This window comes from Rhodoferax sp., assembly GCF_034519335.1.
GTDB lineage: Bacteria > Pseudomonadota > Gammaproteobacteria > Burkholderiales > Burkholderiaceae_C > Allorhodoferax.
Map to the genome: position 1 here is coordinate 36,475 of NZ_JAXHOL010000038.1, position 21,161 is coordinate 57,635.

A 21,161-nucleotide genomic window follows, 5' to 3' on the forward strand; every position below is an offset into this window, starting at 1 on the left:
CCCTACAATTGCCCCATGGCGGTTTACACAGAGGTCTCCTTCGACGAGGCCAGCACTTTCCTTTCATCCCTCAAGCTCGGCAACCTTCAGACTCTGGAGGGCTGCTCTGGTGGCATTGAAAACACCAACTACTTCGTCACCACCGACCAGGCGCCCTATGTGCTGACCCTGTTTGAGCGACTCAGTGCAGAGCAGTTGCCGTTTTATCTGCGGCTGATGAAACACCTGGCCTTCCACGGCATTCCCGTGCCGGACCCCGCGGCCAACCGCGACGGTGACGTGCTGCACAGCCTGAACGGCAAACCCGCCGCCGTGGTGAACCGCCTCAAGGGTAAAAGCGAGCTGGCGCCTGGCGTGGAGCATTGCCGCCAGGTTGGCGCCATGCTGGCGCGTATGCACCTGGCCGGACGCGACTTCAGCATGCAGCAACCCAACCTGCGCGGGCTATCGTGGTGGAATGACACCGTGCCCGTGGTGCTGCCCCACCTGGAACCGGCCCAAGCCCAGCTGCTGCAGGCCGAACTGGCCTACCAAAACCATGTTGCCGACAGCAGCGCCTACACCGGCTTGCCGCGCGGTGCCATCCACGCCGACCTGTTCCGCGACAACGTGATGTTTGACAGCAGCGGCAGCAGCCCGGTGCTGAGTGGGTTTTTTGACTTCTACTTTGCTGGCACCGACGCTTGGCTGTTCGACTTGGCTGTATGCCTGAACGATTGGTGCATCGACCTGCCTACCGGCGTAGCCGACCTGGAGCGTACCGCCGCCTTTGTGCAGGCGTACACCAGCGTGCGCCCCCTCACCGCACAGGAGCGCGAGCTGCTGCCCGCAATGCTGCGCGCAGGTGCCCTGCGTTTCTGGATCTCCCGCCTGTGGGACTGGTATTTGCCGCGAGAAGCTTCCATGCTCAAACCCCACGACCCCACCCACTTTGAACGGGTGCTGCGCCAGCGCGTGGCACAGCCGCTGACCTTGGCCCAACTGGAGCAGAACATGGCGGTGGCCGCATGAAGCTGCGCATGGTGCCCGCCCGCCAGGGCGCTGTCTGGGTGAAGATGGGCATTCGCACCTTCTTCAAGCAGCCACTGGCTCTTTCAGGCTTGTTTTTCATGTTCATGGCCGCCATGTCGGTGCTCAGCATGGTGCCCGTGCTGGGCAGCGTCGTGGCCCTGGCCTTGCTGCCGGCCGCGACACTGGGCCTGATGGCCGCCACACAGGAAACCACCAAAGGCAAGTTCCCCATGCCCACCGTGTTGGTTAGCGCATTTCGCGCTGGGCGCCAGCAGCTGCGTGGCATGTTGGTGCTGGGTGCGCTGTACGCATTGGGCTTTTTGCTGGTCATGGGAATTTCGGCCTTGGCAGATGGCGGGCAGTTTGCGCGCCTGTATCTGGTGGGCGGCGAACTCAGCGCCGAGCTGCTGATGCAAAGTGACTTTGAATGGGCCGCCCTGACAGCCATGGCCCTGTACCTGCCGCTTTCGCTGCTGTTTTGGCATGCACCGGCACTGGTGCACTGGCACGGCATTGCACCCGTGAAGAGCCTGTTTTTCAGTCTGGTAGCCTGTCTGCGGAACTTCTGGGCCTTCACCGTGTTCGGACTGGTTTGGATGGCCGTGTTTTTAGGAACCGGCCTGGTGGTTGCGATCATCTCCGCGCTGTTGGGCAGTCCGCAACTGGTGGGTGCCATCTTGTTCCCCACCGGCATGGCCATGGCGGCCATGTTTTTTACTTCGCTCTATTTCACGTTCGAAGACACCTTTGAAGTCAGCACAGGAGACTCCGCATGACCCAGCACACCCTTGAAGGCCGTAGCGACAACGAAGTTCTTTGGTTCCAGCGCCGTGGCTTTTTGCAGGCCGCCGCTGCCTGGACCAGCATGGGTGGCTTTGCAGCCGCCCAAGCGCAGTCACGCAGCAACGTGGTGGAACTGGTGGGCGACGCGACGGTCAACGGCCGACGCTTGCTGAGCCAGCAAGGTGTGCAAAGCGGCGATGAAATTGTGACCGGCCCGGACTCGCGCCTGGTGTTTGTGATTGGCAACTCCGCATTCCATGTGCGCCAAAACTCGCGCATGACGGTGGAGCGTGGCGCCAGCCTCAATGCGGTAAGCCTGTTGCGCTTGGTCACCGGCGCCGTGGTCAGTGTGTGGGGCAAAGGTAGCAGCCGCCAAATCGTCACGCCCACCATGACGGCTGGCATTCGGGGCACCGGCGTGTACACCGAAATTTTCGAGAACCAGGGTGGACGCAGCTACTTCTGCAACTGCTACGGTACGGTGGACATGTCCTCCGGCAACGACCGGACTGTAAGCCGCGCCAACTACCACCAGGCGTTCTGGGGTGAGGTACAGCCCAAAAATGGACGCAGCCTGACACCCGCCAAAGCCCTGAACCATACCGATGAAGAGCTGGAGTTTCTGGCCCAGTTGGTGGACCAACGGACGGCCTGGCAGGTGCTGGGCCGCAAAGGCGTCAAAGATGGCAAGGGCTACATGGATGAAAAGCCTGATCAGCCCCACCCGGCAGAGAACCTGACGCGCTAAGTCGGCTTTTGGCGCGCTAAGGATTGGCTTTGCGGTAGGCCGCCAAGGCCTGCGCCAAGTCTTGGTATTCCTCACACACGCGGTTACCGCAGATGGCCTCCAACGCTACCAAATGTTGCTCCGCCATGTCGGGCTGGTGGTTCATGAGATAGGCCTCGCCGATGTACTCGTGCGCGCCCTTGTGCTGCGGGTTAGGCGCAGTGCAATTTTGTAATGCTCAAACGCCCGCGCAAGGTCAGGGCGCTCTTGTTTGCGGTACGCATAGGCCAACAGATTGTGGGCATCGGCGTTGCCCGGCTCCTCGCTGATGACCTTTTTCGTTTCGTATTGGGCATTGCGCCAATCGGCATTAGCAATGGCCTCCCGCGCGGCTTTCATGCGTTGGTTCACGGTGGGCACATTCATCACCGGCACATCAGCAGCCTGGGCGAGCCCGGCACACAGCAAGGCGAACAAACACAAGGTTTTTTTCATGGTGGGAGTCCTGCTAGAAGGTGGTTGGCCTCGCAATATACCGGTGCTGCAATACCCGCGCACGCGCCACCTTTGTCACAAAGCTGAAACATCACCGACGCATGCTACGCAGGCTTGTTTAACTTGAGGCCTATTGCATGACCGATACCACCCGCTCTTCCAGTGACATCTTCAACAACGAAGACTCCAACACCACCGCCAACCCGCACATCGACCACATCATGACCGCCCGCCTGAACCGCCGCGGTTTGTTGCTGGGCGGCATGGGTGCTGCGGCCACCTCGCTGTTTGGCGCTGGCGCGCTGACCGGTTGCGCCACGGCATCGACCGGCGCGGGCACTGTAGCTGCCATGGGCGCCCCCTTGAGCACCCTGGGTTTTGCCGCCGTGGGCAAGAGCCTGGCTGACAAGGTCGTGGTGCCTGCGGGCTACAACGTGCAAGTGATTTACGCCCTGGGTGACCCGCTCAAGGCCAGCACCGCCGCGTTCAAAAACGATGGCACTGACACCGACTGGGACAACCGCGCCGGGGACCATCACGACGGCATGGAGTACTTTGGCCTGGACGCCAGCGGCAAGCCCTCTGCCAACAGCACCACCCGTGCACTATTGGCCATCAACCACGAAGCGACCACAGACGACAAACTCAGCTCTTTCTTCATCCATGCCAACGGTGGCACCGCCACCCTGCCCCGCCCTGCCTCAGAAGTGGACAAAGAATTTGCCATCCACGGCCTGTCGGTCGTGGAGGTGGCCGCGCAAAACGGCCAATGGGCCTACAAAGCAGCATCCAATTACAACCGCCGTGTGACTGCCATGACTGAGGTGCTGATCAGCGGACCGGCCAAAGGCAGCGAGCACCTGGTGACCAAATTCAGCCCCGACGCCACCCGCGCCCGTGGCACGCTGAACAACTGCGGCACCGGCAAGACGCCTTGGGGCACCTTTGTGTCGGGCGAAGAAAACTGGTTTGGCTACTTCCACCGCGACGCCAAAGATGACGAGCGCCGCGGCAAGAAGGACAAACAAGTGGCAGGCCTGGTGCGCTACGGCCGCCCCGCCGGTGCAGCCAGCCGCCATGGCTGGGAGAGTGCAGGTGCCGATGACAAATACGTACGCTGGAACAACGGCGCGTTGGCCGCCAACGCCAAAGCCGACTACCGCAACGAAATGAACACCTTCGGCTTTGTGGTGGAAATGGACGCCTACGACGCGAGCCAGCCCGTGCGCAAGCGCACCGGCCTCGGCCGTTTTGCCCACGAGAGCGTGAGCTTTGCCAAACCCGTGGTCGGCCAACCCATCGTTGCCTACATGGGGGACGATGCCCGCAACGAATACATGTACAAATATGTGTCTGCGGCCAAGTGGGACGCCGCTGACGCCAACCCCAGCAACCGTATGGCCGCGGGCGACAAGTACCTGGACAAGGGCACGCTGTTTGTGGCCAGTTTCAAGGACGATGGCACGGGCACCTGGATCGAGCTGTCCATGAACAACCCCATCGTGGCCGCCAACCCCGACTTTGAGTTCAAGTCTGACGCCGATGTGGCCATCTATACCCGCCTGGCTGCAGATGCGGTGAGCGCCACCAAGATGGACCGCCCCGAGTGGGGTGGCATCAACCCCCGCACCGGCGAGTTCTACATGACGCTGACCAACAACAGCAACCGCACCGTAGACGGCGATGCCAGCCTGGACTCGGCCAACCCACGCTTCTACAGCGACATGAAGGGCAGCAAAGAGAACAAGGGCAACGTGCACGGCCACATCATCCGCGTAGCCCAAGGCAAACCGACCGACACCGCCTTCAAGTGGGACATTTACCTGTTCGCATCCGAGGCCGATGCCGACAAGTCCAAGGTGAACCTCTCCAACCTGACCGACGAGAACGACATGTCGGCCCCGGACGGCCTGGTGTTCAGCGACGTGACCGGCCTGTGCTGGATCCAGACCGATGACGGCGCCTACACCGACAAAACCAACTGCATGATGCTCGCCGCCATTCCCGGCAAAGTGGGCGATGGCAGCAAGAAGTCGCTCAGCTACAAGCGTGCGGACGGAAGCGAAAAACGTGTGGATACCTATGTGGGCAAGGCCCAGTCGCCAGACATTCTGAAGCGCTTTTTGGTAGGTCCGGTGGACTGCGAAATCACCGGCCTGTGCGAAACGCCAGACGGCAAGGCCATGTTCATCAACATCCAGCACCCGGGCGAAGGCTCGAAGATGGCCGATGTGAACAACCCTGCCAAGTACACCAGCCAGTGGCCTGCCAATGCGGGTTATGGCGCGGGCAAGCGTCCCCGCTCTGCCACCATCGTGATCACCAAGAAAGATGGTGGTGTGATCGGTAGCTAAGCCACTTGCCCCGCCCTGCGGGGCGGCAACACCAGCGGGCTGCAGCGATGCAGCCCGCTATTTTTTTGATAGCTGCTCGCGCAATATCCACGAGCTCTAGATCCCGATTTGGCTTGAAATCAGAAGTCTTATCCAATGAGGTTTGATCCTGAGCGCATTTTCCGATTCCAACGAGGTTTGATCCCGAGATGGGTCAGACAGTAGGAGTCAGCGGCAGGTAGCCAGGCCAGTCGATCATCAAAGAATGGTGATTGACATGAACCTATTGAAGCTCAAAACGCTTGCGCAGTTGCGTCAGTTTTTGGATAGCACACAGGCCCTGGAGTTTGCAAGCTTGGCCGATACAGCGGCGTGCTATGCCCACGTCGTGCAGACCGTCCAACGCTTCTCCTACGCGAGCCTGTGTCGTGCGGATCGCTCTGTGGTGCTGCGCTACCTGGAGCGCACCAGCGGCTACGCCAGCGCACAGGTCAAACGCCTGGTCTGCCGCGTCCTAGACGGGGAAGTCCTACAAAGGCGCTATGTGGCCCCAAGCACGGCCTACGCCAAGCGATTCACGGACCAGGACACGCCCTGTTGGCCCAGACCGACAGGGCCTTTGGCACCCTCTCTGGAGCGGCCACGACCCACGTGCTGTGGCGCCAGTGGCATGTGTATGGGGACGCCCGCTTCGAGCGCTTGAGCGCCATCAGCGTCTCGCACCTGTACAACCTGAGAAACAGCGTTCGCTATGGGCGCGAGCGGGTGTATCGCAGCACGACCACCTCGTCGCCACGGTGTGCCCAGATCGGCGAGCGCCGCCCTCCAAGACCGCAAGGCCATGCAGGGCACATCCGCATCGACAGCGTGCACCAAGGTGACCACGACGGCATCAAAGGGGTCTACCACATCAACGCGGTCGATAGCGTCACCCAGTGGCAGGTGGTGGTGTGCACAGAGCAGATCAGTCACAGCTTCATGCGCACCGTCGTGGAGTTGTTGATGGAGCAGTTTCCCTTCAAGCTACGCGGTATTCACGCCGACAACGGCGTGGAGTACATCAACGAGCGGATGCTGGAGCTAATGGAGAGTGCCCGTATTGAGCTGACCAAATCACGCCCACGGCGCAGTACAGACAACGCGCTGGTCGAGGGCAAGAATGGCGCCGTGGTGCGCAAGATGTTTGGCTTCAAACACATCGCGCGCAGCAAGGCGGGGCTAATCAACGATTTCAACCGTGAGCACTTCAATCCACTGAACAACCTGCACAGGCCCAGCCTGTTTGCAAGCCTTGAAGATGACCCCAAGAAGCCGGGTCGCACCTTGAGGCGTTACTACGCCAAAGATGCCCAGACTCCGCTGGAGAAGTTGGCCAGCTTGCCAACGAACTTGCGCCACCTCAAGCCGGGTGTAAGCATCAAGGCACTTGTGGCGCAGGCCAACCAGCAAAGCGATCTGCAGGCCGCTCAGGCCCGCAATGCCGCCTGGGAGCAACTGGCCCCACAGCTATATGACAAATGCGCTTGAGTGTGGTGGGGAAAATCTGCAAAGACGGGGGCGGCGCAAGCGCCGCGAGCATCCGATATCCGATTGAAAAATCAAGGAAATCAAAAGTCCAGGCTGTTGCGATGATCTCGTAAACTGCCGATTCCTCAGCCGATCGACTAGGCCTTAACGCCGCTGCCAATCCCGTTGTTCAGGATCAAACCTGATTTGGATAAGACTCAGAGCGAGGGCTTGAGCTTGAGGCAGCTGTTCTCGGGAATGCGCTTGGCGCCCGCTTTGCTGCGGGCCTCATCCTCTGCCTCGCAGGCGAAAAGGATGCCGTAGTACATGCGGCGCCAGTAGACGTCGTCGCCCGGCGCGTCTTTCTGCAGGTTGGCGATGAAGATGGTTTCCACCTGGCGCAGCACATCCTTGCGCTGGGCCAGGCTCCAGTCCTGCTTGAGGGGTTGCTCCAGAAACAGGCGCTCCAGCTCCGGCACATCGCGGGTATGGCCCCACAGCGTGGGGCTGGAGGCCAGCACCACTTTTTCATTCAAAACCACCCGGATCAACATGGACCGATAGAGACACTCCCGCGAGTTGCGGTGAAAAGAATCTGCGCTGGCTTTGAGCGTGACGAGCTGGTTGGCAATCACAGAGGGCGACATGTACTTCACCGCCCGCACGCGTTGCTCCAGCTGGGCAACCGTCATACGGATCATGGGGCTGTCGTCATACACACCTAGCTGCGGGCACTCGGGCATCTCGCCCGCCACGCGCGCAGGCGCAGTCGGCTCGGCAGGGTCCGTCTCCACCGCGGCTTGAGGCGGCGCAGTGGAGGCCAACGGCTTGGCGGGCGATGCGGCAGGTCGCTGCGCGGGAGCGGAGGACGAAAGAGAAACTGGGGGCGTCACCGGGACCGTTGGAACAGCTGGCACCGGCAAGTCAACTGGCGCGCTGGCGGTGGCCGCTGCAGGCGCACTGGCTGCGGGCGATGGCACGGGAAGCGCCGGCACCACCGGCCCCGTGGGCAAGGGCGCCTCGCGCCGGTCCAAGGCTACCCACAAGGCAGTGGCCGCCAGCCCTACAGCCAATGCACCCACCAGCACCGCCAGCCAGACACTGGCTCGCATTTGCAAAAAGGTCTTGCGCCCCGGGCGCGGCAGCTGCACGGGCTCACGCGCATCACTGCCCGAGGCATCCGGGCTGTGGGCAAAACTGGGGCGCGGGCGGCGGCGCACGGGCACCGACTGGCCCCACCACTGCGGGCTGTGCAGGGCTTTGAGTTCAGTCACCAGCGCCTGCATGGTCTGGATGCGCTCGCCCGGCTCTTTGGCGCAGGCTTGGGCAATCAGCGCGTCCAGCGCCGGGTAGTCGCGCAGCGGCTGCACGTCACGCAGCAGGGGCACCGGGTCGTTGAGCTGGGCCCACAGCAGCTGCGAGGTGTTCTCGCGGTCAAAGGCTTCGCGCCCGCTCAGGGCCTCGAACAGCACCAGGCCCAGCGCATACACATCGGTGCGCGCATCCACACTGGCGGCGCTAATCTGCTCGGGCGCCATGTAGCGCGGCGTGCCGGCCACGCCGCCCTCCATCGTCAGGCGCGTGGCCATCTCATCCATCACGCGGGCAATGCCAAAGTCCAGCACCTTCACATGCCAGCCGGCCAGGTCGCGCCGCACGCGGATGTTCTCGGGCTTGATGTCGCGGTGCACCACGCCCTTGGCATGCGCAAAGGCCAGGGTCTCGGCCACCTTGCAGACGATCTCCTGCGCATCGCCAAAGGCCAGCGCGCCCTCGCGGTCCAGCAGGGTGGAGAGGTCATCGCCTTCGACATACTCAAACGCCAGGTAGAGGTGGCCGTCCTCGTCCACGCCGGTGTCCAGCAGCTGCGCCGCACCGGGGTGGCTGACCTCCAGCGTCAGTGCGGCTTCGCGTTCAAAGCGCTTGCGCAGCTGCGGGTCGTCGGACAGATGGGCCGGCAAAAATTTGAGCGCGACCTGCTTGCCCACCCCCAGCTGCTTGGCCAGGTACACCGCGCCCATGCCGCCACTGCCAATCTTGCGCAGCAGCTGGTAGCGCCCGGCCACCACCTGCAGCGAGGGGCGGGACGAAGAAGAGGCGGGGTCACGCATGCGCGGCGAAATCACTCACACACTTAGAGCGCGTAGTCGCGTTCCACGCGGGCAATGCGGGTCTTGAAGGCAGCGTACCACTTGGCGTGACCCAGCTGTTGCGCCACCTGGTGTTCCGCGTTGGCCTTCCAGGCGCGGATGGACTCCAGGTCTTTCCAGTACGACACGGTGATGCCCAGGCCATCGCGTGCCGACTCCACGCCTAGAAAACCAGGCTGCTGGGCGGCCAGCGCCACCATCTTCTCGGCCATGTCGCCGTAGCCCTCGTCCACCGCGGTGCGCAGGCTGGTGAAGATGACCGCGTAGTACGGCGCGGGTGGGGTGTTGGCAATGTCCAGGCTCATGGGGTGCTTTCTGAAAGTTCAGGCGTTCAATTCAAGGAACCGGTGTGAGTTTGGCCACGCTCAGCGCCAGCCATTTGGTGCCATGGCGCGGGAAGTTGATCTGCGCACGCGCGTCGTCGCCCGCGCCTTCGAGCGTGAGCACCGTGCCCTCGCCGAACTTGGCGTGAAACACTTTTTGCCCCTTGCGCAGGCCGGTAGGTTCCTCTTTGCGCGGCACTTCCTTCTGGGGCGCAGAATAAGAACCAAATTGGCCTGTAGCCCCCGTGGAATATGCGCGACCAGCTCCTGAATTCGTAGCATATCCACCGCTCCAGCTGCTTCCGGAGCCGCCACTGCCGCTATACCCACCACCATAGCCACCGCCGAAGCCGCCGCCCGCAGGCATAGGCTGCTGCTTGGGCGTAAGGTATTTGAGGCATTCCTCGGGCAGCTCGTCGAAGAAACGGCTCTTGAGGTTAAAACGCGTCTGCCCGTGCAACATGCGGGTTTGCGAATGGCTGAGGTACAGGCGCTTGCGCGCACGCGTGATGGCCACGTAGGCCAGGCGGCGCTCTTCCTCCAGACCGTCGTGGTCACTCATGGAGTTCTCGTGCGGGAACAGGCCCTCCTCCATGCCGGTGACGAACACGCAGTCAAACTCCAAGCCATTGGAGCTGTGCACGGTCATGAGCTGGATCGCATCCTGCCCGGCCTGCGCCATGTTGTCGCCGGCTTCCAGCGCCGCGTGGCTCAGGAAAGCTTGCAGCGGTGACGGCGTTTCGCCGGTGTCGCCGAATTCATCGGGCGCAGCGTCCAGCGCGTCGGGGAACTGACCAGCGGTGCCATACCCGGCGCTGGCTAGAAGTAAGCAGCCTCCAGTATCTCGGGCCTGGCCCTGATCTCGCTAGTCGGCCCGCTGTAGCGCACATCCCCAGTGCGCATGACCACGGCCGATGTAGCTACCGACAGGGCCACCTCGGTGAACTGCTCGACCAGAATGACGCCCACACCATTGCTCACCAATGATTCGATGGTCCTGACCAGGCGCTTGACGATCAAGGGCGCCAGGCCCAGCGACATTTCGTCGATCAGCAGGTACTTGGGGCGCGCCATCAGCGCGTGCCCGATGGACAGCATTTGTTGCTGCCCGCCGGACATGGTGCCGGCCAGTTGGCGCTTGCGTTCGGCCAGCTCAGGAAACAGCGCGTACACCTCGGACACGGCAAGACCGACCTGATCCCTCGCCAGCATGGAGCCGGCCACACGCAGGTTGTCGTCCACCGACAATTTCGACAACACCCGGTGGCCCTCAGGCACCGCAGCCACGCCCGCCAGGCGCACCACGTCGGGCGGGCAGCCCTGGATGGCGCGGCCATCAACGCTGATGCGCCCCTGGGCGATGGGCAGCATACCGGCCACGGCCAGCACCAGCTCCGACTTGCCCGCGCCGTTGGCGCCCAGCACTGCCGTGACCTGGCCGCGTTCGACCGACATCGACACGTTGCGAACCAGCGCTCGCCCCTGTTTGGCGACCGTGAGGTTTTCAATGACAAGCGCCATCAGTGCAACTCCTCCATGCCCAGATAGGCGGACTGGACCAGCGGGTCAGCCAACACCGTTTTGGTGGGGCCCATCGCAATGCGCCGGCCGAAGTCCAGCACCAGCGTTTGCTCGCAGATCCGTGTGATGAGGTCCACGTCATGGTCAATGACCAAGGTGGAGGCGCCGGTCAGGCCATGGATCTGCAGGATCAGATCGCCCAGGTGCTGGGTTTCGTCAGGGGTGAGCCCCCCGGCCGGCTCGTCGAACATGACGATGCGCGGTTGACCCACGAGGCAACGCGCCACGTCGGTCAGGCGGCGCTCGTAGGTGTTGAGGCGGGCGGCCAGGGTGTGGGCTTGTGAGGCCAGGCCCGTGACTTCCAGCGCCCGCTCCATGTCGGCCGCCTTGTCGTGCCGACTGCCCGGCAGTTCGTCGAGGATGACGCGCAGGTTGTCGATCACGCTGAGGTCGTCGGCCAGCTGTTCACGCTGGAATGAGCGGCGCAGCCCCCAGCGGGTCCGCTGGTACGGCGCTTGGCGGGAAATCACTTCACCGTCGTAAGCGATCTGCCCCAAAGACAGCAAGAAGCCCGAGATAACGTTCATGGTGGTGGTCTTGCCCGCCCCGTTGGGTCCGATGATGCCGGAGACCGGGGCGGTGAACACCGCAGAAACGGCGTCCAGCGCAGTCACGCCGCCAAAGCGCACGGTGATGTCTTTGAGTTCGATCACGTGGCGTTCCTTTTCTTGTTGCGCATCAGGCTCAGCAGTTGCCCGGCAATGCCATCGGGCGCCGTCATCAGCGCGTGCAGCAGCGCGGCGCCAAAAATGACCAGGGTCAGGTCGGCGTCCCAACCCCAGTTGTTGAACAGGCCGGGCAGCACGCGGTAGAGCACCGCTGCTAACACCGCCCCCAGCCAGTGCCTGGCGCCGCCCACCACAGCCAACGCAAACAACATGATGGATTCGGACGCCCTAAAGGTGGCAGGGTCCAGCAGCCCCAGCGTGCCCGCCAGCAGCCCGCCCGCCATGCCCGCCAGCAGGCCCGACAAACCGAAGGCCCAGGCTTTGTAATACACCACGTTCACGCCCGAAGCCATGGCGGCGGCCTCGGAGCGACGGATCATGGCCCAGGCCCGCCCGGGCGCGGTGCGCCGGTGGGCCTCGATCAACAGTAACCCCACCACCAGCATGACCACGGTGTAGCGCAGATAGACCTCGTCACCAGTGGCCAGCCAGGGCCGCCGGAAAGGCGCAATCAGCGAGGGCATCACGCCCCAGAAGCCCTCACCACCATTGGGAAAGCGGAAGGTGGAAAAGACAATCTCCAGACCACTCGCCGCCATCAGGGTGATGAGCGCCAGGTACAGGCCGCGCATGCGCAAGGCGGGCAAGGCCATGACCCAGCCAAACACCATGGTCACAGTCGCGGCCACCGCCAGGTTGATCTCGAACGGCAGGTCGAAGCCATGGTTCATGCGCAGCATCACCCAGCCGCCCACGCCCATGAGCCCTACCTGGGCCAGCGACACCATGCCTAGGCGAGAGTACATGAACCCCACCCCCGCCGCAGCCAAAGCGAAGCAGGCGGTGGAGGTTAGGATTTGCACCCACTGCCCTCCAAGGAACATGGGCACCAACACCAGCGCCACCACCCCACACAACAGGGGCAGTAGGTTTGCAGACAGCAGGCGTTTCGCCGCTAGGCCACCCCAAGGCGATATGCGCGCAATCGGGGGGCTGTGACCCACACGCAGTGGGGGAACGTGAGGGCTATTCATTCGTCTCTCTCGAAAAGGATGCGCCGGCCCTGCTGCAACAACAGCAGCATGACGATGGCCACCATGAACGGGGCCACGGTACGCACGGATTTGAGGGCGGGCGACAGCGTCAGCAAGGACTCCAGCACACCGATGGACAAGCCACCGACCAGCACCATGCCCAGGTTGTCCAGCCGCCCGCAGATGGCCGCCGCGATGGATGGGATGACCATGAAGGTGATGATGCTGGGCTCCAGCCGGATAAGGTCGCCAAACATCAGCCCGGTGAACCCGGCGATGAGCCCCGCCATGCCCCAGGCAATGGTTTCCACCTTCAGGATGCGCACGCCAATCAACCCAGACAGGTCGCGTTCATTGGCCAGCGCACGCATCTGCAGGCCAGTGCGGGTGCGCTCCAGGTACACCCAGAGGCCCACCACCACAGCCAGCGTGGCCAGCAGGGCCATGAAGCGCGTGACCGTGACCCGCAGGCCCCAGACGCGAAAGGCCATCTGGTCGGTAGGCAGGGTGAACGAGCGGACCTGGTCTACCCACACAAACGAGGTAATGCCCAGAATGATCAAGGCGTAGCCGAGCGTAGCAATGGCCTTGACCACCGGATCGCGCCAAGCCAGGCGGGGAGCGATCATCCGGCCATAGCCCAGCGACAGTGCCGTGGCCAGCACCAACGCCATGGCCCAAGCCAGGGGTTCGTACCAGCCCCATTGCACCAGTTGCCAGGCCATCATGACGCCCATGGCCCCCATGGCGCCACTGGCGAAATTGAGCACGCCCGTCGTGCGGTACAGCACCACCAGACCCACGCCACCCAGGGCGTACAAGGAGCCGATGGCCAGCCCGGACACGACGAACAGGCCAACCATGGGCAGCGGCTTACCCCAGGCCAGGATGCCGCAGACAACGGCCATGCCCACAACGTAGGCGGCCAGGAAAGACAGTTTGGTTTTCATAAGCCAGGCATGACCAGCCCCCGCAAAGCTAGCGCGGGGGCATGTTCATCAGCGCAGTCCAAGCGCCTTTTCGGCATCGACCAGGGGCTTGAAGTACGGGCCTTCGTACTCGTAACAGTCACGCACCTTCTGGAAGCCACCGTCCTTGACAACCACCATGATCCCGGCGTGGTTGGGCATGTGCTGCTTGGCCTCGCCCACGTAATAGGGGCCGCAGCTCAGGTCCGAGCGCAGGCCCGATATCTTCTTGATCGCCGCAGTCACGGCAGCGCGGTCATCGACCTTGGACGGGTCCATCGCGGCCAGCGTCTGGGTGAAATACTTGGCCGACAGATAGCCGGACTGGCTGAACGTGTCGCGAGGATCGTCCTTCTTGGCGTAGGCGTCCATGACCTTGAGCCAGTGCTGGTTGTCGGCGCCCTTGCCGTCGAGCATCGTGAGCTCGGCGTTGACGAAGACCTTGCCGTTCCAGTACTTGCCCAGCGCGGCGGGAACGGACTTGTCGTACAGCGGTGTGGACGAAGTCCAGCTGTAGTTGTCGCGCAGGTCCTGCTCTTGCGCTGCGCGCAGGAAGGCGATGGCCAGACCGGCGGGCAGGTTGACCAGCACCGAGTTCGCGCCCGAGGCCATCGCCTCCAGCAAGGCGGCGTTCACGTCAGGCGCCCCCGGGTTGAGTAAAACCGAGGATGCCTTTAGGCCCTTACCCGCCATGTATTTTTCGACTGCCCCGCAAGACCAGTTGCCCACCGAAGGAATGGCCAGTCCAATGCAGGAGATGTTCTTGGCGCCGAGCTTTTCAACCGCGTGCATTGCGGCACCAATGGATGACGCGAGCGGCCCTTGGTTGGTGGACACGATGTTCGAACTCTCGAAACACTCCGACACCGCGCAACCTGAGGCCATCGCCATGATGTTCTGCTTGGCATAGAACGGCGCGTTCACGCTCATCTCGACAAACGAGGCGTTGCCCACCATGGCCACGACCTTTTGGTCCTGGACCAGTTTGGAAACGGCTTGCGCCGCCAGCTCGGGGTTCCACTGGTCGTTTTCGACCATGTACTGGATCGGGCGTCCATGCACGCCGCCGGAGGCATTGACGCAGGCAAAGTACGCGGCGGCCGCGTCGGTGGCCGATGAAAAATCACCCGGTGCGGCGTTGCCGTGAATGGCACCGACCTTGATGGGTTTGCCTGTGGCCGCTTTTCCCTTGCCGGGGCCGCAGCTGGGGGGGGGCTCACCTGCGGCCAGCGCAATCGTGGGCAGGGCCATGAACGCGAGCGCAGCGGCGCCAGCTTGTAACAGTTTTCTCATGCTTGTCTCCTAAGGGTTATTTTTGAAAACGCTTTTCTTCTTTGACTCTCACTGCTTGCCTGCAATGAACCTGGCCGCCCGCTCGGCAATCATCATGGTCGGGGCATTGGTGTTGCCGGACACCAGGGTGGGCATGGCGGACGCATCGGCCACACGCAGACCCTGGGTACCGCGCACGCGCAGTTGCTGGTCCAGTACGGCCATGCGGTCCGACTCGGCGCCCATCTTGGCAGTGCCCACCGGGTGGAACACCGTCTTGGCCGTCTGGCGCACGAAGTGCCTGAGGGCCTCGGGGTCCTTCTCGATCCCGGGCTGCGGCAGGGCCCGCCGCTTGATCAGTTTGGCCAGTGCGGGTGCCTCCAGAATCTCGATCCCCTTGAGCACGCCGCGCACCAACACGTCGAGGTCCGCCTCGTCTGAGAAGGCGCCCGCGTCGAACAGGGCCGGGTCCTTCGCCTGGGCCGAACGCAGGCGCACCGATCCACGCGACTTGGGCCGCAGAAAGCACGGGCCGATGGCGATGCCGTGCTCCTGCACCGGCTCGCGGTCGGCCCAGCCCACCATGAAGGGCAACACGTGGAACTGCACATCGGGCATACCCGCGTTGGACACGTCGGCGAAGCCGCCGCACTCGACCACGTTGGAAGTGAGCAACCCCGTGCGGAACATGAGGTACTGCGCCAGGTGCTTGACCGCCTGCAGGCCTTTGTCCTGCCCCAAGAAGGAGATGGGGTCGCGCGTCACACCTTGCACCGTGCTCTCCAGGTGGTCCTGGTAGTTCTGGCCCACGCCCGGCAGGTCGGCCACCACCTTGATGCCGAAGGACTGCAGGTGCGCCGCATCGCCCACCCCCGACAGCTGCAACAGGCGCGGTGTCTCGATGGCACCAGCGCACAAGATCACCTCGGCGGTGGCCTGGATCGTGCTGCCGTTTTCCAGCGCCACGCCTACCGCCCGTGTGCCTTCAAACACCACCCGAGCCACGCGGGTCTCGGTCATGATCTTGAGGTTGGGTCGCCCCTCGGCCTTGCGCAGAAATGCCTCGGCGGCGGACCAGCGCCGCCCGTCGTGTGTGGTGGTCTGGTAGAAGCCCACGCCCTCCTGGCTGGCACCGTTGAAGTCGGGGTTGTTGGGTAGACCCACCTCTTGCGCGGCGCGGATGAAGGCGCGGCACAGAGGGTGGTGATAGCCGGTTTCCGACACATGCAGCTCGCCCTCGGTGCCATGGAAGGCATCGGCCAGCTCCATGTTGTTCTCCAGCGCCTTGAACACGGGCAGCACGTCGGCATAAGCCCAGCCGGGATTGCCCGCGGCGGCCCAGCCGTCGTAATCCCGCGCCTGTCCACGGACGTAGAGCATGGCGTTGATCGACGAACCGCCGCCGATCACCTGCCCCTGGATGACGATGGAGGGGCGGCCATTCACGAGCGGCGACGGTTCGCCCACATAGGCGACGATGTCGCGCCCCTTTTCAATGACCTTGAAGAAGGTCGCGGGCATCTTGATGTAGCGGTCGTCGTCGCGGCGCCCGCTCTCGATCAGCAGCACCTTGGTGCGCGGGTTCTCGCTCAAGCGTGCGGCCATCACACAACCCGATGCGCCACCGCCCACGACGATGTAGTCAAACTGTTCCATGTTGGGGTCGCCCTTAGTTGTAGATGACTTGGATGTCGGTGTACTCGGCCAGGCCTTCTTCGCCGAACTCCACCCCGCAGCCTGAGGACTTCACCCCGCCGAAGGGCGCGTTCGGTTGAATCGCGCCGTGCTTGTTGATCCAGACGGAGCCGCACTCCAGGCGATTGGCCACCTGCCGCGCTTTGTCGATGTCTTGCGACCACACCGAGCCGCCCAGGCCATTGGGGCTGTCGTTGGCCTGGCGGATGGCGTCTTCCAGATCGCTGTACTTGATGATGGGCAGGGCCGGGCCGAACTGCTCGTCGAACACCAGCGGGTCGTCATGGGACAGGTCGGCAATGAGCGTGGGCGGAAAGAACAGCCCCTCACCGGGTTCACCGCCCAGCAGCACCCTGCCCTTGTGTTTGGCCGCATCCACTAGACGCTTGACCTTGTCGAACTGCATGCGGTTGTTCACCGGTCCCAAGACGGACGCCTCGTCGGTGCCAGGGCCCACTGGGACGGCCTTGGCGTAATCGACCAGCGCCGCGCAGACTTCGTCGTACACGCTCTCGTGCACGTACAGCCGCTTCATGGCCGCGCAGGTCTGGCCGTTGTTGATGAAGGCGCCCCAGAACAGGCCCTCGGCAATGGCCTTCGGGTCCACGTCGGGCAACACGATGGCCGCGTCGTTGCCTCCCAGCTCCAGCGTGAGCCGCTTGACCGTCTCGGCAGCCGAGGCCATGACCTTCTTGCCGGTGTTGATGGAGCCGGTGAAGACGATCTTGCGGATGCCCGGGTGGGCGGATATCGCCGCGCCGATGTTGGTCGCCTGGTCGTCGGAACAGACCACGTTGACCACGCCGGGCGGCAGCACCTCGTTCATGAGCTCGACCAGCCGGATGGTGGACAGTGGGGTGAAGGGCGAGGGCTTGACCACCACGGTGTTGCCGCTGCGCACGGCCGGCAGGATGTGCCAGACCGCGATCATCACCGGCCAGTTCCACGGCGTGATCGAGCCCACCACTCCGATGGGTTTGCGGTGCAGTTCCACGCGGCCCTGTTCGTTGTCTTGCAGCACCTTCACCGGCAGCGACAGGCTGGCCGTGTGCGCGGCCCAGGCCCGCGCGCCGCCCAACTCGAAGCGCGAGCCCAGCCCGTTGAGCGGCTTACCCTGCTCCCGCGTCAGCAGTTGGGCCAGGTCTTCGGCTTGCTCGCCAAGCTTGCCCGCAATGTCCAGACACGCCTGGGCGCGTACGGCGTCGGGCTGCTGCGACCAGCTCGCGAACGCCGTTTCTGCGGCGGCCACCGCCTGATCGAGGTGGTCACGCGAGGCGTTGGGCGCACGGCCCACCGTTTCCCCGGTGGCCGGGTTCTTCACGTCGAAGTGTTCGGCAGCGCTCACGGGCAGGCCGTTGATGATCATGGGAAAGTCCGTCATGTCTCCTCCTGTGGAGTGGTTGTTTCAGCGGGTGGATCGTAGGAGCTACACCCCTGCGCTCACTTGGGCTCCAGCGACACGCGAATTGGACGCAAACGACAACGCGTTCAGGTGGGTGGGTTAACCCGAATAGCCTCAATCCGCGTTGAGGATCACTATCGGCGCCCCATGCTGACCACGCTCCCCACCTCCTCACTACCCATTGACCAGTTCCGGTCAGATCTGCACGCCATCTGTGGTTCGTTCGATGTGCAGCCGGCCGCCAGCCGCAGCCTCATGCGCGGTGCGGTGGCCCACGAGGCGCGCGGGGGATTTGAATTTGCCCATGTAGCCAAAGACGCGCAGTCCATCCGGCGCGATCGAAGCAACATCGCGCGCGACGGCGCGGAACACTTCTTTCTCATCGTTCAGGAAGAGGGTCGTGCACTGATGAGCCAGCGCGAATCGGTCAGCATGCTGCGCCCTGGCGATCTGGTCCTGATAGACAGCGCCGAACCCTCTGAGTTCACGTTCTTTGGCAGCTACAGCCGGCAGCTATCGGTTCATCTTCCGCGCATGGAACTGCAAAAGAGGTTTGGCGACGCCTTGCGTGGCGGGCTGTTCATGCCGCGCACCGACCACACCACCCTGGCCCTCATTGCCGTGCTCGCCAAAGCCTTTCAACCCAGCAACAACCCCACACAATCCAGCTACCTGGGCGAAGCCATGTACGGCCTGCTTGGGTCCATGCTGTTTGCCAATGGCACACCGGCCCGCCGCATCGATGCGGACGTGGGCAATGCCCGCTTGCTGGAGCGCGCGGTGGCCTACATCGATGCGAACCACACCGACTGCGAATTGACCATCCAGCGCATGGCGGTGGATCTCAAGGCGTCGAGCCGCCAGCTGCAAAGGGCTTTCACGTCGCTGGACATTACGCCCACCGAATACCTGCTGCAAAAGCGCCTCGCCAGCGCCTGCGAAGCCTTGAAGCAGCAACGCATGACGGAGAACAAGACCTTCATCTCCACCATTGCCTACAGCGTCGGCTTCAACGACCTGTCGTACTTCAACCGCCTGTTCCGGTCCACCTTCAACTGCACGCCCAGTCAGTACAAGGATTTCGGCTCCGACCAGGGCCCGACCAGCTGCCTTCCCATGTGAAACGCCCCATAGGGCAGCGGAAGGCAAACACGAGCGGCTTTGGGGCCTGGCCCCTCTGAAAGACCAACGCTACTTTCTGCACCGCCTCTTCCAGGGGAAATTCACCCCAGAGCATTGGGAGCTTTCACCAAGAAATTGGCCTCCAACCCCCGTGGAGTATGCGCTAGCAGCTATTCAAACCATAGCAAACCCCAGCCGCCGCGACACCTCGATGGCGGCCTCGCGCACCGCCATCGCCATGGCCGAATCCCAACTGGCGTCAAAGTGGTCGGCATGCCCCAGCACCGTAAATACCAGCGCCACGCGGCCTTCGTGGTCAAAGGCAGCGGCGCTGAAGGCGTTCACGCTGGGAATGGGTCGGCCGAGTGCACGCGTCACGCCGTGGGCTTGCATTTCCTCCTGGGCCGAAAGCAACTCTGCATCCAGATTCCCTGCACCTGCCCGGTCCACCGCACTGAAGCGCCCCATGGGCCCGGCCAGGGCTTCTTCCAGAATCTTGCGCGGCAGCGCGGCGGCAAAGGCCCGCCCGGTGGCCGTGTCCAGCACCGACAACACCGTGCCCGCCCGCATGTTCACGTGTAGCGGGTGCCGCGCCTCGATCATGCGCACCACCGTAGGCCCCATATTGCCCCACAGCGCAATGACCACGCTCTGGTCAGTGCTGGCGGCCAGCCGCTCGGCCACCGGCACCGCCACCTTCATCGGGTCCAGCTGGTGCAGACAGCTCAGGCCCAGTTGCAGCGCGGCCGGCCCCAGGGCGTACAGCCCGTCGGCCTGCTGCTCAACCAAGCCCAGCTTCGAGAAACTGACCAGATAAGGATGGGCACGCGCGGCCGGCAGATCGGCCTGCGCCGCCAGGTCCTTCAGCGCCATTGGCCCCGGATGGTGGGACAAGGCCAGCAGCAGGCGCCCGCCCACCTCGATCGACTGCACCGCGCGCTGTTCCCGTGGTTCCTGCATACCGGCCCCTTTATTGGTAGGTTTGTTAATCACAAAGCATTTTGACATACGCTAATTTTTAGCTATGATTCAACAAATCGATTTGCAGTTAACAAATAATCAACCCACGGAGACCACCATGACCACGAAAAAATTTGCCTCCCAAGCCGACCTGGAAGAAAAAAAGGTCACCTTCAGCCAGATTTCCGAACACGCCTGGGCCTACACCGCCGAGGGCGACCCCAACACAGGCATCATCATTGGCGACGACTGCGTGCTGGTGGCCGACACCCAGGCCACCCCGGCCATGGCGGCCGACGTCATTCGCCGCATCCGCGAAGTGACCGACAAGCCCATCAAGTACGTGGTCATGACCCACTACCACGCAGTGCGTGTGCTGGGTGCCAGCGCCTACAACGCGCAGCAAATCCTGGCCAGCCAAGACACGTATGACCTGATCGTTGAGCGCGGCGAGCAAGACAAGGCCAGCGAGATCGGCCGCTTCCCCCGCCTGTTCAGCAATGTGGAAACGGTGCCCCCCGGCATGACCTGGCCGACCATGACCTTCGCCGGCAAGATGACCCTGTGGCTGGGCAAGCTGGAAGTGCAGCTGCTGCAACTGGGCCGGGGCCACACCAAGGGCGACACCGTGGTCTGGCTGCCGCAAGAGCGCACCCTGCTCAGCGGCGACCTGGTGGAGTTCGACGCCACCCCCTACGCGGGCGACGCCTACTTCAAAGACTGGCCGCAAACCCTGGACAACCTGGCCGCGCTGCAACCTGCTGCACTGGTGCCCGGCCGCGGCCCGGCCCTGGTCACCCCCGAGCAGGTCAGCGCGGGCCTGCGTGGCACCCGCGACTTCATCGCCGACGTACGCAACAGCGTGGAAGCGGGCGTCAAAGCAGGCAAAGACCTGAACGCCGTCTACAAAGACACCATGGCCACGCTGCGCCCCAAGTACGGCCACTGGGTGATCTTCGACCACTGCATGCCGTTTGACGTGACCCGCTGTTTTGACGAAATGACCCAATACCCCCACCCGCGCATCTGGACCGCCGAACGCGATGTGGAGATGTGGAAAACCCTGGAAGGCTAAGCCGAAAGAATAGATAAGACTTAGGCAAAACCAGATTGGCGGCCCTCTGGGCCTTC

Annotated in this window: 19 protein-coding genes and 1 pseudogene; 7 read left to right on the top strand and 13 right to left on the bottom strand. The window is 63.2% G+C overall.

Annotated elements, in window-relative coordinates:
* Positions 1-15 precede the first annotated feature (15 nt).
* Genes U5O12_RS16720 through U5O12_RS16730 form a run of 3 tightly spaced genes read left to right on the top strand, consistent with a single transcriptional unit; the run spans position 16 to position 2,542 of the window.
* The gene (locus U5O12_RS16720; RefSeq protein WP_322579737.1) at positions 16-1,011 is read left to right on the top strand and encodes a homoserine kinase; all 996 of its coding nucleotides are present in this window, start codon (positions 16-18) and stop codon (positions 1,009-1,011) included.
* Entirely contained in the window at positions 1,008-1,787 is a 780-nt protein-coding gene (locus U5O12_RS16725) for a BPSS1780 family membrane protein (RefSeq protein ID WP_322579738.1), read from the top strand. Before U5O12_RS16720 ends, U5O12_RS16725 begins: the two co-directional genes overlap by 4 nt.
* Positions 1,784-2,542 (top strand): iron dicitrate transport regulator FecR, encoded by a 759-nt coding sequence (locus U5O12_RS16730; protein ID WP_322579739.1) that lies wholly within the window; start codon positions 1,784-1,786, stop codon positions 2,540-2,542. The genes U5O12_RS16725 and U5O12_RS16730 overlap by 4 nt, the downstream gene beginning before the upstream one ends.
* 16 nt (positions 2,543-2,558) lie before the next feature.
* Here the strand turns inward: U5O12_RS16730 and U5O12_RS16735 are convergent, their stop codons facing one another.
* Positions 2,559-2,687 (bottom strand): hypothetical protein, encoded by a 129-nt coding sequence (locus U5O12_RS16735; protein ID WP_322579740.1) that lies wholly within the window; start codon positions 2,685-2,687, stop codon positions 2,559-2,561.
* Positions 2,684-3,016, bottom strand: coding sequence for a tetratricopeptide repeat protein (locus U5O12_RS16740; protein WP_322579741.1), 333 nt, complete (start codon positions 3,014-3,016; stop codon positions 2,684-2,686). Before U5O12_RS16740 ends, U5O12_RS16735 begins: the two co-directional genes overlap by 4 nt.
* Positions 3,017-3,153: 137 nt before the next feature.
* On the opposite strand from U5O12_RS16740, the gene U5O12_RS16745 reads away from it, so the two are divergent.
* Both U5O12_RS16745 and U5O12_RS16750 read left to right on the top strand, forming a co-directional pair.
* Positions 3,154-5,370: a PhoX family phosphatase gene (locus U5O12_RS16745; RefSeq protein WP_322579742.1), complete on the top strand. Its 2,217-nt coding sequence runs from the start codon at positions 3,154-3,156 to the stop codon at positions 5,368-5,370.
* Between the two features lie 576 nt (positions 5,371-5,946).
* Complete coding sequence (locus U5O12_RS16750) at positions 5,947-6,876, top strand: hypothetical protein (RefSeq protein WP_322579743.1); 930 nt, start codon at positions 5,947-5,949, stop codon at positions 6,874-6,876.
* Positions 6,877-7,073: 197 nt separating this feature from the next.
* Here the strand turns inward: U5O12_RS16750 and U5O12_RS16755 are convergent, their stop codons facing one another.
* The 10 genes and pseudogenes from U5O12_RS16755 to U5O12_RS16800 form a co-directional block, all read right to left on the bottom strand.
* The gene (locus U5O12_RS16755) at positions 7,074-8,966 is read right to left on the bottom strand and encodes a serine/threonine-protein kinase (protein WP_322579744.1); all 1,893 of its coding nucleotides are present in this window, start codon (positions 8,964-8,966) and stop codon (positions 7,074-7,076) included.
* A gap of 23 nt (positions 8,967-8,989) precedes the next feature.
* Positions 8,990-9,304: an antibiotic biosynthesis monooxygenase family protein gene (locus U5O12_RS16760; RefSeq protein ID WP_416221520.1), complete on the bottom strand. Its 315-nt coding sequence runs from the start codon at positions 9,302-9,304 to the stop codon at positions 8,990-8,992.
* Positions 9,305-9,341: 37 nt separating this feature from the next.
* Positions 9,342-10,097: pseudogene (locus tag U5O12_RS16765) on the bottom strand (3'-5' exonuclease); the annotation flags it as partial.
* A 50-nt stretch (positions 10,098-10,147) separates the two neighbouring features.
* The gene (locus tag U5O12_RS16770; RefSeq protein WP_322579746.1) at positions 10,148-10,849 is read right to left on the bottom strand and encodes an ABC transporter ATP-binding protein; all 702 of its coding nucleotides are present in this window, start codon (positions 10,847-10,849) and stop codon (positions 10,148-10,150) included.
* The gene (locus U5O12_RS16775) at positions 10,849-11,562 is read right to left on the bottom strand and encodes an ABC transporter ATP-binding protein (protein WP_322579747.1); all 714 of its coding nucleotides are present in this window, start codon (positions 11,560-11,562) and stop codon (positions 10,849-10,851) included. Before U5O12_RS16775 ends, U5O12_RS16770 begins: the two co-directional genes overlap by 1 nt.
* Complete coding sequence (locus U5O12_RS16780; protein WP_322579748.1) at positions 11,559-12,611, bottom strand: branched-chain amino acid ABC transporter permease; 1,053 nt, start codon at positions 12,609-12,611, stop codon at positions 11,559-11,561. The genes U5O12_RS16775 and U5O12_RS16780 overlap by 4 nt, the downstream gene beginning before the upstream one ends.
* On the bottom strand, positions 12,608-13,561 hold the full coding sequence (locus U5O12_RS16785) for a branched-chain amino acid ABC transporter permease (protein WP_322579749.1): 954 nt from the start codon (positions 13,559-13,561) through the stop codon (positions 12,608-12,610). The genes U5O12_RS16780 and U5O12_RS16785 overlap by 4 nt, the downstream gene beginning before the upstream one ends.
* Positions 13,562-13,609: 48 nt before the next feature.
* Positions 13,610-14,872, bottom strand: a complete 1,263-nt coding sequence (locus U5O12_RS16790) for an ABC transporter substrate-binding protein (RefSeq protein ID WP_322579750.1) — start codon at positions 14,870-14,872, stop codon at positions 13,610-13,612.
* Between the two features lie 48 nt (positions 14,873-14,920).
* Positions 14,921-16,507 (bottom strand): GMC family oxidoreductase, encoded by a 1,587-nt coding sequence (locus U5O12_RS16795; RefSeq protein WP_322579751.1) that lies wholly within the window; start codon positions 16,505-16,507, stop codon positions 14,921-14,923.
* 13 nt (positions 16,508-16,520) lie between these two features.
* Complete coding sequence (locus U5O12_RS16800; protein WP_322579752.1) at positions 16,521-17,927, bottom strand: aldehyde dehydrogenase family protein; 1,407 nt, start codon at positions 17,925-17,927, stop codon at positions 16,521-16,523.
* Positions 17,928-18,095: 168 nt separating this feature from the next.
* Here U5O12_RS16800 and U5O12_RS16805 point away from each other — a divergent pair, with 168 nt between their 5' ends.
* The gene (locus tag U5O12_RS16805; RefSeq protein WP_322579753.1) at positions 18,096-19,070 is read left to right on the top strand and encodes a helix-turn-helix domain-containing protein; all 975 of its coding nucleotides are present in this window, start codon (positions 18,096-18,098) and stop codon (positions 19,068-19,070) included.
* Between the two features lie 174 nt (positions 19,071-19,244).
* Here the strand turns inward: U5O12_RS16805 and U5O12_RS16810 are convergent, their stop codons facing one another.
* Entirely contained in the window at positions 19,245-20,030 is a 786-nt protein-coding gene (locus tag U5O12_RS16810; protein WP_322579754.1) for an IclR family transcriptional regulator, read from the bottom strand.
* Between the two features lie 118 nt (positions 20,031-20,148).
* On the opposite strand from U5O12_RS16810, the gene U5O12_RS16815 reads away from it, so the two are divergent.
* Complete coding sequence (locus U5O12_RS16815) at positions 20,149-21,105, top strand: MBL fold metallo-hydrolase (RefSeq protein ID WP_322579755.1); 957 nt, start codon at positions 20,149-20,151, stop codon at positions 21,103-21,105.
* Positions 21,106-21,161: the final 56 nt, after the last annotated feature.